General features: G+C 65.9%; 15 protein-coding genes. 2 read left to right on the top strand and 13 right to left on the bottom strand.

Features of this window, described 5'->3' with window-relative positions:
* Window positions 1–693: 693 nt before the first annotated feature.
* Window positions 694–2,610: a helix-turn-helix domain-containing protein gene (locus tag ACIQVZ_RS41295; RefSeq protein ID WP_402457999.1), complete on the bottom strand. Its 1,917-nt coding sequence runs from the start codon at window positions 2,608–2,610 to the stop codon at window positions 694–696.
* 737 nt (window positions 2,611–3,347) lie between these two features.
* On the opposite strand from ACIQVZ_RS41295, the gene ACIQVZ_RS41290 reads away from it, so the two are divergent.
* Entirely contained in the window at window positions 3,348–3,851 is a 504-nt protein-coding gene (locus ACIQVZ_RS41290) for a helix-turn-helix domain-containing protein (protein ID WP_402457996.1), read from the top strand.
* Window positions 3,852–4,613, top strand: coding sequence for a hypothetical protein (locus tag ACIQVZ_RS41285; RefSeq protein ID WP_402457994.1), 762 nt, complete (start codon window positions 3,852–3,854; stop codon window positions 4,611–4,613).
* A gap of 415 nt (window positions 4,614–5,028) precedes the next feature.
* Here ACIQVZ_RS41285 and ACIQVZ_RS41280 read toward each other — a convergent pair whose 3' ends face one another.
* From ACIQVZ_RS41280 to ACIQVZ_RS41225, 12 genes are all read right to left on the bottom strand, one after another.
* Window positions 5,029–5,619 (bottom strand): hypothetical protein, encoded by a 591-nt coding sequence (locus ACIQVZ_RS41280; RefSeq protein ID WP_402457991.1) that lies wholly within the window; start codon window positions 5,617–5,619, stop codon window positions 5,029–5,031.
* Between the two features lie 319 nt (window positions 5,620–5,938).
* Entirely contained in the window at window positions 5,939–6,280 is a 342-nt protein-coding gene (locus ACIQVZ_RS41275; protein WP_402457988.1) for a hypothetical protein, read from the bottom strand.
* 182 nt (window positions 6,281–6,462) lie between these two features.
* Window positions 6,463–6,789, bottom strand: a complete 327-nt coding sequence (locus ACIQVZ_RS41270) for a hypothetical protein (RefSeq protein ID WP_402457987.1) — start codon at window positions 6,787–6,789, stop codon at window positions 6,463–6,465.
* 556 nt (window positions 6,790–7,345) lie between these two features.
* On the bottom strand, window positions 7,346–8,272 hold the full coding sequence (locus ACIQVZ_RS41265; RefSeq protein ID WP_402457985.1) for a hypothetical protein: 927 nt from the start codon (window positions 8,270–8,272) through the stop codon (window positions 7,346–7,348).
* Complete coding sequence (locus tag ACIQVZ_RS41260) at window positions 8,269–8,547, bottom strand: hypothetical protein (RefSeq protein WP_402457983.1); 279 nt, start codon at window positions 8,545–8,547, stop codon at window positions 8,269–8,271. The genes ACIQVZ_RS41265 and ACIQVZ_RS41260 overlap by 4 nt, the downstream gene beginning before the upstream one ends.
* A 2-nt stretch (window positions 8,548–8,549) precedes the next feature.
* A complete protein-coding gene (locus ACIQVZ_RS41255) occupies window positions 8,550–8,858 on the bottom strand; it encodes a hypothetical protein (protein WP_402457980.1) in 309 nt (102 codons plus the stop codon).
* A gap of 109 nt (window positions 8,859–8,967) precedes the next feature.
* Window positions 8,968–9,567, bottom strand: a complete 600-nt coding sequence (locus ACIQVZ_RS41250; RefSeq protein ID WP_402457979.1) for a hypothetical protein — start codon at window positions 9,565–9,567, stop codon at window positions 8,968–8,970.
* Window positions 9,560–10,408, bottom strand: a complete 849-nt coding sequence (locus ACIQVZ_RS41245) for a hypothetical protein (RefSeq protein WP_402457977.1) — start codon at window positions 10,406–10,408, stop codon at window positions 9,560–9,562. Before ACIQVZ_RS41245 ends, ACIQVZ_RS41250 begins: the two co-directional genes overlap by 8 nt.
* Window positions 10,409–10,496: 88 nt before the next feature.
* The gene (locus ACIQVZ_RS41240; protein ID WP_402457974.1) at window positions 10,497–10,898 is read right to left on the bottom strand and encodes a hypothetical protein; all 402 of its coding nucleotides are present in this window, start codon (window positions 10,896–10,898) and stop codon (window positions 10,497–10,499) included.
* Window positions 10,898–11,509: a hypothetical protein gene (locus ACIQVZ_RS41235; RefSeq protein WP_402457971.1), complete on the bottom strand. Its 612-nt coding sequence runs from the start codon at window positions 11,507–11,509 to the stop codon at window positions 10,898–10,900. Before ACIQVZ_RS41235 ends, ACIQVZ_RS41240 begins: the two co-directional genes overlap by 1 nt.
* Window positions 11,510–11,511: 2 nt before the next feature.
* Window positions 11,512–12,042 (bottom strand): hypothetical protein, encoded by a 531-nt coding sequence (locus ACIQVZ_RS41230; RefSeq protein ID WP_402457969.1) that lies wholly within the window; start codon window positions 12,040–12,042, stop codon window positions 11,512–11,514.
* A gap of 2 nt (window positions 12,043–12,044) precedes the next feature.
* Window positions 12,045–12,387 (bottom strand): hypothetical protein (locus ACIQVZ_RS41225; protein ID WP_402457966.1); only part of this gene is annotated, 343 nt, incomplete at its 5' end.

Below are 12,387 nucleotides of genomic sequence, written 5' to 3'. Positions count from 1 at the left end.
ACCACGTCTGTCCGCGTCGGGAGTCTGGATACGGATCGGCCCTGTCCGGAATCCGCTGCCGCCCGCTGACACGGCAGCACGCCGTTCCGGCGGGCCTTTCAGATACCTCACGTTCATATCGTTCGCCCTGTTGTCTCGGGGGGCCCGACGTCAGAAGGAGCCTGTACCGCGCTGCTATGGCGTGGATCGCTGGTCTAATCCTGAACTCCGGCGACGTGCTCCCACACGCTGTCGGAAGACCCCCGTGGTTTCTCATGCCTGGCGGGTTTGCCGTTGCTCACCTAGCCCACTCGCCGCGGGCCTGGCCTCCCCGACTGCTGACGAGTTCGGTCCAGCTCACTCATCCCGCAACTGGGCATCGACTTGCACCAGCAACGCTATGCATATGCGGTAGGCGACGCCATTACGCCTCTGCACAAACCAACGGGTTGGGAGTTTCGGCTCTGCACCTGGCAGCCACCTGACACTGCAGGTGTGCACCTCCCGTGAGATGTTCACGCCGGGGGTGCACACCACTGACACGGATGGCCGCCCCGGGGGCCCGACCGGCCACCCTGAGACATTCCCATTGAGACCGTTCGCCGGTTGTTAATGATTCCATCCGCCTCGAATACGCACAGCCCCGCACACGGTTCACGATTCACATGAGCGAACGCAAGGGAACGGCATACTGTTCTGAATTCTTGACCTGGCTCAGGCCATGATGCACAGACCGTCATCAGGGTGATCTGCGAGAAGACCAGGGTTACCCGTAGCAACGTGCAGAGAGACGTGGAGGTCGCGCACACCGGAAAGGGTGGCCAGATCGCGCTGCATGTGGTTCTCAAGAGCGCGCAGATGGGAGCGAACCGTCACCTCGGAGAGCCCGAGCGCGCGGGACGCGGGCTCGACATGCGTGTCAAAGGCGAGCCAGGCACGTGCCGTTGTCAGAAGGTCGCGCCGATCTGCCTGGACTGGCCGGACCAGGGTCTGCGCCCACGCCTGCACCTGAGGGGCGGCCAGGAGGCCTGTCAGCGCGGGCGGTTCAGCGCCGGTGAGCGCGGCCGGGACGGCTGTCTCCCTCTGCGTGACCAGTTCCAGGGCCAGAGCGACGATGATGCGGTCGCCCACCCGTCCGAAATTCATGTCGAGGAGTTCAGCCGCCCGTGCAGCACGGCGCATGACGGTGTTGCGGTGCAAGTGAAGCCGGCGAGCAGCCACCGTGTACGGATAGGCAAGGGCGGCCGGGAGTATCTCACGCATCGACTCCCACTGCGCCCCGTCCCGCATCAGTGGACTCAGCAGATGACGGGCCCAATGCTGTGCTTCCGCCTGAGGAAGAAGGCCGACGAGGTCGGACTCATGTACCGAAAGGGCTACCGGGTCTGGCTGCAGTGCGGCAAAGCTCTGCGCGGTGATCGCCTCGTGAAGGGCATCGGCGAGAAGCGTCATGGAGTAGACGCCGCTGCCGCCCAGCGACGAATGGGTTCCGAATGCGCCGACCAGGTAGGTGAGCTCGGCAGAAACGGCGGCCCCATTGTCCTCCTCGGAGCGGATCGGATGCACGATTATGATCCTTCGCGCTCTCCTTGAGTCGGGTACGACGAGAGCATGATGGCCGATGGCGGCACTGCAACGACGCACAGCGGCATCCCGATGCGCCTGCTCGGTTTCCACGACGAAGACACGAGCAGTATCCGGCTCCAGCAGCCCGGGCACCATGCTGGTCATGACACGACGGGCCTTTGCTACCTCACCGTCCAAAAGCAGCTCAAAAGCTGCACTGCGTGCCGCCCTGGAGGCGTCGGAGGCCGCCCGGTACTCGCGGTGCGCCTGGTCCACGAGTCCCAACAGCTTCGCCGCGTGACGCAGCAGCCGCAGGTCCGCCTCATCGAACGGAATTCGGCGTGCCACGGCAAGTACCGTGTCCACCCCTGAGGTCGGAGCCAGCGGAATGAGCTGGGTATGCGGCCTGGAAGGAGCATCGGGCAGACCGGCGTCGATGGACTGCTGGATGATGGCCTGTGCGAGCTGTTCGGCCGCGGTGGCCGGCGAAGCGGCAAGGACCCGCTCCGGCTCACTGACCAGGACCTGAACGTCCAGGACTCGTGCGAGCCAGTCCGCAATACGCTGCATGGCCCGGGAGTCGGCAAGCTGAGCGGGCAGTTCCTGGACGAGTGAGCTCAGTTGGGAGGCGCGGCGCTCGGCAAGCCTGAGCCTGAACTGCTGGAGTTCGTCGTGCACGCCTTCCCACCTTTCGGCAGGTGCGGTCGTGGTCAGGAGCGGGACGTCCAGGCGCTTGGCCTGATCCATGACAGGCTGGGGAAATGGCTGACGGGCGCCGGGAACGGCACTGACGATGAGCCCTGGGCTCCCCTTCCGGCTCATGTGCTGGAGCAATGTTTCCAGCACCGTCGTGATACGACCGCGGAGCCGAAAAGGCACCGCACTGGTGATCAGGACGAGGGAGCTATCGGGCAGATTTCCGGGAACACCATCATTCAGTAACTGCTCTGGAGCCATGGTGACCACGCCGGCAACCTCCTTGGCCCCGACGCGCTTTGGGTCGCCCCATACGAATGTCAGTCTGAGTTCAGGCATGTCTGTGGGCAGCGAGCCCAGTGTCGGCATCGAGCGCTCCTCGGGCTGTCCGGACAAAGTCGTGAATGCGCCATTGACGATTGAGCTGCCATGGATGGCGCACAGGAAGTCACGACTTCATAAGGGCAGTTGTGCTCGCTCGACGAAGGCTGCGCCGCGCAGCCTGTGCAGGTGTGCGAGGCGGAGTTGCGAAGCTACACGGGGCTTTGCCGTGAATCAGGTCTTCCAGGGTGTCCCAACGTGGCGTACACGGGTTCTTCGCCCGGCCGGCAGCAGAGACCCGGACCGGGGGAACACACCACGCAGACGCGCGAGGGGCCCGCTCGAGACTCTGCGCTGAAGTGCGCCAGGAGAACTCACGGCCTGCTTGGCGCCCCACGCACACGACGGCTCGCCTGATCGCCGATGTTGACTTCACCTTCAGCTCTTCCCCCCTGTCGGCGCAGCATCTGACCTGAAGACACAAACCGTAGGTCATACGGCATGCGCCAGCCTCCTAGTTCGTCCGCCACCCCCAACTCGGCGAACTACCATGGACCCATGGCCCAGGTGCGCGCCCACGCCGCGACACTAGCCCAGCGCAGTCACATTCAGTACGCGTTCCGCTGCGCAGCGGATTTACCCCTGCCGCGATCCTGCCTTGCACACGCTACCGTGTCAACTAAAGTACACAGAGTACGCGTCCCCGACAGAGCGAGAGACCGATACATGGTCGTGTGCAGTTACCAGCAGGGCGGCCTCCAGGCCACATCCGGTAGCTTCCGCCCGTGGTGAGCAGCAGCAGCCGCCTGTCGTTGGCGGAGAAGCTCAAAGCACTCATGGCCGGGCACCGAGGCCGGGCGCACACGTCACGCTCGCTGTCGGCTTCCGTGGATGAACTGCCGGGTGAGCAACCCTCGGTGTCTCATGCCACCATCGCCAAGCTGGCCAACGGCTCCCAGGACAACCCGACCGTTAACACGATCATGGCCCTGTGCGAAGCTCTCGGCGGCGTCCCGCCCGCCCACCTGCTGCCGCATGAGAGCTACGACGACCTTGAGGCCCTGCTGGCCTTCGAGGAACCGCTCGTACGCCGTGTCATGATCCTGCTCAGGGGACTTCCGCCCAGTGAACTGCAGAGCGTCATCGGAGACTTGGAACGGCGCCGGGCCGACCTCGGCCTGAATCGGGTCGCCGCCAGTGATGCCAGCGAGGCACCGGGCAAACGCCAACGCCGACGGAGCAAAGACGAGGCCGCACGTTATGCGGCTGACACACTGGAAGGGCTGTAAGTGGACGGCATAATCTTCGGGACGTGCACCGTGGCCGGTTTGCTCGTCTCAGCACTCTGCACACGGAGAGCCGTGGGCAACCCACGCGTCTCCACATGGGCCATCGCCATCGCCTTCGGTGTGTGCACCTTGGGCGTCCTGTGCGCCGTCCCCGTAGTCGCCCAAGCGGCGGAGGACATCACAGGTATCGTCAATGTAGGAAAACTAGTAGCCCATGTCTGCGCGATACTGTGGTGCGCCGCCCTGCAGATCACGATGGTGGATCTGGCCTACCGCCCCGAGTACCTGAAACCCGCTATATACCAGCGCGGCTTCGCCGCGATAGCGGAACTGGCGATCATGGTGCCGCTCTTCCTGGCCACGAACCGGTCCGAAGTCCAGTTCACCACCGCCTACGTCGCTGACCCCAAGGTCGCCGCCTACCTACTCGTCTACCTTTCGTACGTCCTAGTCACCTGTGGAGAGCTCGCTTTCATGTGCGGCAGAGCGGCGCGACGCAACTGGGGGATCCGCCCCTGGAGCGGTGCCGGCTTCTCTCTGTCCTCGATGGCCGCCGCTCTGGGCATAGCGTATTCCATCTCCAAAGGGTCGTACATCATCTTCTACATTCTGAACGATCCGTGGCCACTGAAGACTGAAGAGGTCGTGAGCCCCGGCCTGAGCGGGCTGGCGGTGCTCTTCCTCTTCTCAGGCCTGACACTTCCCATGCTTGGTTCCGTACGTGAGCGTCTACGCCAGAGAAAGGCTACGGCCGTCGGTTGACGGCCTCCGCCGAGACTGTTCGTCGCTAAAACAATGACCTCCGTGGCACCGGCCCAGCGCGAGAAGCAAAGGCGCCTTCCCACATCGGGATCCTCATAGCACAGCGGTTCACTCGGTCGTGGTCGTCAATGGGCATCGGCTCCGTTTCGTGATCGCGAGTACGACGAAGGCCCCGGAAAATCTCCGGGGCCTTCGTCGCCGAGGAGGCGGCTATTCCATGGGGTAGAGGTCGGCTCCTCCGAGAACTCCTGGAGCGAAAGCGAAGGTTCCGCTGCCGTATCCGCGAGGCGTTTGATTTGAGCTTGAACGGCGGCGCGTTTGGAGAGGGCGCGCGACCTTGGAACGCTGCGGGGTTTACGCTTTCCCAGAGCGGTCGACGATTGGGATCCCCCCTCCGGATGGCTGTGTGGACGCCCTAACAAGGGGCTGCCAGTCCTCTTTTTTTGCTACCGTCCTGCCAAAGACCCCGGGCGTACCGCTTGCGGCCCTCACGCCATCCTTGCTCGAACGCCTCGGCGTGCCCCTGATGATACCCGGGGACTTCCGGGCGTCGCTGGTCGTGCTTCTTGCCATAAGCATTCACAAAGTTGGCGTGGCTCCATCCGCGATTCACGCCGGATTCCCAGGCCTTGCCCGTGTCCGAGACCGACTCCCCGAATGCCACGGACACGGCGGCCAGGGAGCGCACCGTGGACCCCTCCAAGTCGCCGATCACCCGTGCGTGTCCCCCGCCGGCGTCCGTCACGTCGTACCCGGCGGCCCGCAGTGCACTGGCCACTTTGGCGCGCGTCGTGCGCACTTCCTTGGCGACATCGTCGGCCACCTTCTGTTGGGCGCGGATGTGGGCGCGGGTGCCCGACTCGGTCCCGGTGATGGTGGCGCGCTGTTCGGCGGTGTTGAGCACGTCGGCGAAGGCGATGTGCAACGCTCCGGTGGCGTCACCGGTAGCGGTGATGGTGACACGGCCTCGGTACTCAGCCGGAACGGCCTGCAGGGCGGTATGCACGGTGATTCTCCTTGTGTGGAGCTGGTCTTCTTCTCAGACGGGCGCTCAGAGTGGGATAGCGGGCTCTCCGGAGAGAAGGCGCCGGTTCAGCCAGAACGGACCCTTCGGGTCGTCGGGTTCGTAGGCGTCGGTGGATTCGGGGATGCGGGGTCTGTTCCTCTCAGGAGGCTCATCCCCGGTCGCCGGCGTCGATGGGGAAGGAGGACTCGACGACGGCGCCTGCCGGGACGTGGACACGGATGCGCTCGCCGGTCTCCCCGCCTGTTGTCGCGGTACTCGGATCGCCGCTGTGCATCGAGCCAGGTCGGCCCTGTGTCGTTCAGGCGTCCAGAAGCACGCAGACGGGGCACTCGCGCGTACCGGGGGGCGCGACGCGCTGCAGGGTGTAGCCGCACAGGCAACCGCGATATGTACCGTCACTCACATGCATGTAGGCGTCTTCCCGCCCTCGGATCTGGTTGCGGGCATCGGTGATCTCACCGGGCTCGGCGAAGGTGATGCCGGTGACGCCCGTCGGGGCGAGGTTCCCCGCGATGGAATTCTTGAGGGCCGCCGCATACGGGTCGTCGTCATCAACGCCCATCCCGGTGAACCCGACGTTCTGATCTGCCGAGTCAGACTTGGGGTCCTTACGGGCCCTACCAGCGGTGAAGTCCTGCATTGCGCTGTCACTCCTCTGTCGTGTGATGGCACACCCCGCCCTCCATGATGTTCATGGCAGGCACAGGAACGCGGAGGCTCTGAGAATGTGGAGTCCCCCAGGAGCTTCTCGTCGCCTCGTGCCGTCTCCCGGGGCGGCTGTGCCGCCAGCCCCGCATCACCCGATGTCTCGACCAGGACGGATCAGTGGAAGAGGGTGGTGTGCCGTTCGTCGCTGAGGTCGATCTGGACGCTCCGACCGGTGAACCGGTCGATGACGGTGAAGACGCAGGCGTCCTCGGCGGAGGGCTGCTCGTAGCCCCGGCGGAATTTCGTCCGCCAGGCGTCCAGGGCGGCCTGGGCTGGCCCGGCTTCTTCATCGCTGTCGATCTCCCACCGCACGAGGTACGGACCTCCGCCCGTGGCGTCGGGATCGAGCCCGTCGGCGCTGGCGCCGACCGGCTCGTCGTTCATGCAGTGCGCGGGCACCAGGTTGGCGAGGGGCGGCAGGGCGTACTTGAACTCGGGCATCTCTTCCTCCAGGTGAGGCTCAGCGGCCGGCGATCTGGCGCAGTTGCTGCTTCTCGTGCTTGCTCAGCTCGCTGCCCATCTCCAGCAGGGCGGCGCGCAGCTTGTCGGTGTGCCCTCGAATGATGTCCAGGGCCTGTTCGCGGGAGCCGGAGCGCTGGCCGAACTCCCAGATGAACCACGCCCTGTTGTCGTAGGAGACCTCCCCAGCGGGGGTGTTCCTGGCCGATGCCGACCGGGGTGTAGTTCAGGACCGGCGCACCGGGTCGGGTGTGGACGTTGACACGCTCCAACAGGGCGTGGCGGCTGGGCAGCACGACACCCCAGTGGGCGTCGCCGCCGCGGTACCAGTCCTTGCCGCGGATGTCGTGTGAGGTGTAGCCGACGGTGGGGTGATCGCCGGTGTTGATGAGCCGGACCGGGGCGTACACCTCGGCCCAGGCGGCGATGTGCGCGCGGTGGTGGGCTTCCTGCTCGCTCTCGGCGTCGGCGAGGATCTGGATCTGGCCGCGTTCGGGCCGGGTGGGGAGGTCGAAGGCGTGGTGGATGATTGGTGCGGTCAGAGTGCCGTTTCGCCGTACAGCTGGCCGAGCAGGGGGTGGGTCTCGTCGTTGTCCCACCACTCGCGAAGGCACGCCAGCTGGGCTTCGCGGCGGGTGCCGCGGTGGGAGTACAGCCAGCTCCCGCGTGCCGGATCGTCGAAGACGCGCACGCTGTACTGCCAGTGACCCACCTGTGCCAAGTCGTCCTCGGAGTGGTGGGCCAGCCGGCTGAAGGCCTCCGCTGTGGCGCGGATCGAGGCCTCCAGACATTCGTCGGGAATCTCGCCTGACGGCGTGAGGCTGTCGGGATCGTCGGTGTGGATGCGCGCGGCGAGAGCGGTCTGCACCATCGACCCGGAGTTGAAGATCTGCTCCATCAAGAGCGGGTGGCGGCCCTCTTCGACGTGACCCGGGTAAAGGTGGTAGTAGGAGTACTGAGCGGCGTCGCTGCGCAGAATCTGGTAATTGGTGTCGTGCATGGTCAGGTTCCACGCGCCGGGGCGCACCATCGCCAGGCCCGAGGCCCAGAGTGCGTCGAGTGCTTGGTCGTGCCGGTTCTCCAGGTGGCCGCGGTAGATCCAGGCGTCTTCCTGTCCGTAGCGGCGGTTGCCGATCGTCGCGTTGCACTCCAGGCACACGACCGAGTGGCGAATGCCGTCGACAGCCGTGTCGACGTCGCGGGCGACGAAGCCGGCGAGCTTCTCGTTCTTGGTGGGGTGAATGATGAAGGTGTGGTCGCCGATCTTGAACTTGGCGGGCCCATTGCCGGGCTGGTCTATCGTCGCGTAGGCCTTGGTGAGCTTCGTCAGCCGCCCGGCGTAGCCGCTGCTCGTGCCGTCGAGGGCCTGGACGTAGTCGTGGTCGAGGAACTGCGACAGTTCCTTAGCGGTTGAGTCCCGGCAGACGACGAGCTTCGGGTTCTTCTCGGGCTGGGCGAGGCTCACTTGCTCTCCTTGGGGGACGTACGGGCGTCACGGAGGTTCGGCGCGTTGCCCAGGTCATGCGGGAGGCCACGGAAGGTCCACACCGCCTCGATCGGCTCGTCGGGCATCAGGCCGTGAAGGTCTTCCTCGGCCTCACCTTCGATGACCTTCACGGCGCCCAGCCTGGCGACGTGGGGGCCGGGTGTGTTGACGATCACCGCGTACTGCCGGCGGAGATAGTCGGAACCGTCGCACTCCACGATCACGGTGTAGATGTCCTGCTCGCAGTTGCACATGATCAGTCGTTCTCCCGCTCCTGGGTGAGGTTGTCGACGATCTGCTGGAACCATGCTTCGTTGTCTCGCTCGTCCAGGTCGGCGGCGCTGGTGAGGGGATTCAGCGTCTTCTCGAAGGTCTTCAACGCCCGCTCGACCCTGTTCTGGTCGGCCAGCGACAGCTCGTGGCCCGCAGTGCAGTTCACCCCGAAGGTGTCGGCCTCCATGCCGAAGGCGCGCAGCTCGACGGGGTCCACGTTGTCGTTCACCTCGAACCAGATCTGGGTGCTCACCTCGATACCGGCCTCGCAGCCGGCGTGCTCACAGCGCATGACCTACTCCTCCTACGAATAAGCGAAGGGAGCCCCGGATATCGGGGCTCCCTTGAACGAATACTGCTGTGCGATTATCGGCACCGGCCGCGCCGGTCAGGTCACCCGTTCAGCGGACACGGACGAAGCCAATCACCAGGTCGGCGAGCTTCATGGCCTCGCCCGGGTCGTCCCAGGCTCCGACTTCGCCCATGGTGCCCTCCTGGATGCTGATCTTGAGGGCTTGGTCGTACATGGCGCCGTAGACCTTCGCCTTGTCACCGGTGAACTCCATCGCCTGGTGGTGCAGGCGCACGGCGTGCTCCAGGGCGGCGGCTGGCGAGTCCACCTCGGGGGTACGTGCTTCCGCCCGCAGAACTGCCCAGTACTTGCCGGTGTCCGTCTTGTGGAAGATGGTGGCGATGGTCGACCCAGACCCGCGGGTCTCCTGGTGCACGAAACCGACTCGGCCAGTCTCCTCGTCCGGGTTCATGGCCAGGACGAAGTGGTCGAATTCCAGCTGGTTCGGGTAGTGCGGATGCCAGGGCGTGCCGTCCGAGCACTTGGATCCGTCGTCCTTGGTGAGCTGGTGTCTGATGCCTTCGGCACCCACCCGGTTCAGGAACTCCGTGCCGTGCTGCTGGAGGAAGGCGCGGGTGTTGTCCAGGCCGAAGGTCTTCGTCAGGTGGTCGAAGATGTCGCTGTAGGTCGGGGCGGCTACGTCAGTCATTGCTCGAACCTTCCTGGCCGGTCGGGCACGTGGGGGTACAGGTGTGGAACTCGGCGGTGTTGCGGCGGATCGCCTCCCGGACCGCGGCCGGCAGGTTGTCCAGGTCCTCCAGCTGGACCAGGTCGATCACCGGGTCCGTGGAGCCGCCGCACTTCCCGCAGCCGAAGTCCCGGTCCGGGCGTGCGTAGTAGTGCGCGCAGCCGCACTGGCCGCACCACACCGGCGTCAGCAGCGGCTCCTCCGCCCTCGGGTAGATCGAGTCGTTGTAGGTGACGTCCGCCAGCGGGCCGAACAGCTCGGCGGCGGCGGACGCGTTGAAGGCCGTCGGCGCGCTCTCGGCGCGCGACCAGCCGTACAAGTCCACGATGGCGCCTTCCTCGTTGTAGACCGTCAGCAGCCGCTCGCCGACCGTCCATGTGGCGAACCAGGCGATGTCGTGGAAGTGAAAGACCAGTTGCTTCGCGCTGGCCGGGTCCGGGGCGTTGATGATCGTCTTCGGCCGGGGCCGCTCCAGGGTGCGGTCACACGGGCCCGCGTTGTCCTGGAACCGCTTGGAAAGCTCGCGTCGGTACTGCTTGGTCCTCAGCTCGCCGACGGGCGTGACGGTCCACAGCGGGTCCCGCAACGTGTCGATGTCGCCCGGGTTGTCGACTCGCCGGACCACACCGCGGCGCTCCCACTCCCAGATCGCGTCGTAGAGCGCGACCTTCCCCCGGCTGCCGTCCGCCGTCCCCGTCAACTGGGCGATCCGGTCGTGCCGGACGGAGTCCTTGGACGCGTCGAGCACCAGGAGCACAGCCATGGAGAGCTTGGTCTGCGTCTCCACGTAGGGGTTGATCACTTTGACCTCCTCATGTCACTGACGGCCCTCGTCAGGGGCATCCTGAATGCGCGAAGGGCGCCCCACAGGGCGCCCGTTTCGGCCTCGGTCAGTCGGTGTTTGGCGGTTCCCACGCGAATTTGCCGGGCGACTTGTAGGTCTCCACCAGTTCGCCCCGCTTGATCGCGTCGATCTCGGCCTGCTCCTCGTCATTGAACGGGCGGGCGAACCAGCTGCTGGCGGGCAGACAGTGCTGCGGCTGGGTACCGAACTTCGTCGCCCGCTCGTGGATGGCATTGACTTCGTCGTCCGGCAGGATGTGCTTCGTCGCGCAGGCCTCGCAGTACGCGCCCCACTTGATCAGCTCATCGTTGAAGGTGACGTGCTCCTGCACATGGGTTGGTTCGTCGTCACAGAAGACACCCAGGCATGTCACCAGGCGTCCCTTGCTGTTGTACTGCGGCCCCGAGCCGGTGCTGAGGCCGGCCGGGGTCCTCACGTGGTTCTGCATCAACCCTCACTCAACCAGTAGGTATTGCGGCCAAACTCGAACCTGATCGAGCCGGTGGCCGCGACGACCAGGGCCTCGGCCTGCTCGTACGAGATGCTGTTGGGGGTGATGTGGAGGGCGGCACTGGCCGTCGTACTCCGTAGGTGGCCCAGCAGGTAGCGCTTGGCCTCGGTCGGCGGCAGCAGGGCGGTGGAGCCGACGATGGGGACTCCCTGACCCACCGGCTGCCCCTCCCAGCCGGCCGCCAGCTTGTCCACGCCGGGCCACGGGACCCGGCCGGCCAGCTCGCGGTCGAGGGCCTCCTCCACACGCTGCTCGAAGATGCTGGACCAGGCGTGCGTCACCTCCTTGGCCATCCTCAGGTACCCCGCCGCAGCGTCCAGCCGGTTGCGGTGCTCGCTCTGATCCCCCTGGTAGTAGTTGGAGTACCACCACGAGCCGTCCTCGCCGAAGCCGTCGTCCTGGCGGCTCAGGCTGGGATGCAGGCGCCCGACCACCCAGCCGGTCGTGCTGTCCCGGCCGAGCCACTGACCGTGGACCTCCCCGGTCCGCGGGTTGTAGGACCGGGCCTGGTGGATGATCTTCCAGCCATTGGCGGCCGTCGTGCGCATGGTCATTCCTCATCCCGATTGAAGTTGGCGCCGTAGGAGACGGCGTTGACGAACTCGGTCACAGTGATGGCCGCGCCGGGCTTGGGCGCCAGCTGGTCGAGCCGGTACCGCACGGGCTTCTCACCCGCAGCCGCCGCCAGCACGTAGCCCGTCTTCCAGCAACCGTCCGTACCCCGGTCGTCGTGCTCGATCTCGCAGATGGTGACGGTGCGGCCGCCGACCTCAAACGGGGCCCCGACTTCGGCGACGACGTCGGTCCACATGTCGGCGGCCAGGTCGAAGAGCTCCCCCTCCGGGATGTCGAATGGGGTGGTGTAGATCTTGTCGAACCCGGGGCGCTCAGCTTGCGGCCAGGGATACCGCTCCAACTCGCCTTCGGGCCCCGTCAGCGCGATCGAGTACGCCACCAACTCGCCTGCCGCGAGCCGCATTGTGGTGCTGTCCCCGAACTCGTGGACAGCCCAGTCCTCGACGGGGCGGACCTCGATCTGCGGGTACGTAGAGGCGGTCCTGCGCGCCTCACTCCGGGGCATGGTCACCACGCCTTCCCGGCCATGATCGCGTCGAACTGTTCCTCGGCCAGGTCATGGGTCTCCCGCGACGGCCCGAACCACCTCTCGCCGTGCTCCTCGCGGATGACCCACGACGCGCGTCCCCAGCTCGGGTCGGCCTTTCGGCGCAGGGTGTACGTGCGGCCTCCGAGCACCTCGGTACGCAGCGTGCGCGCGCCGTCGGTGTACTCCGTCGAGTACTGCGACGAGGGGATGTTGGTGATCCAGTCGCCCTCGTACGGCGGCATGAACTCCGGCCGGATCTCCGGGTGCGCCCACACCCGCACCCCGCTGTCGGGGCTGAACGAGCGCCACGAGTGGAACTCC

Origin of the sequence: Kitasatospora sp. NPDC098663 (assembly GCF_044760075.1) — a bacterium.
Taxonomy (GTDB): domain Bacteria; phylum Actinomycetota; class Actinomycetes; order Streptomycetales; family Streptomycetaceae; genus Kitasatospora.
Note: the sequence above shows the minus strand (reverse complement) of the source record. Positions and strands in the feature narration are given on the sequence as shown.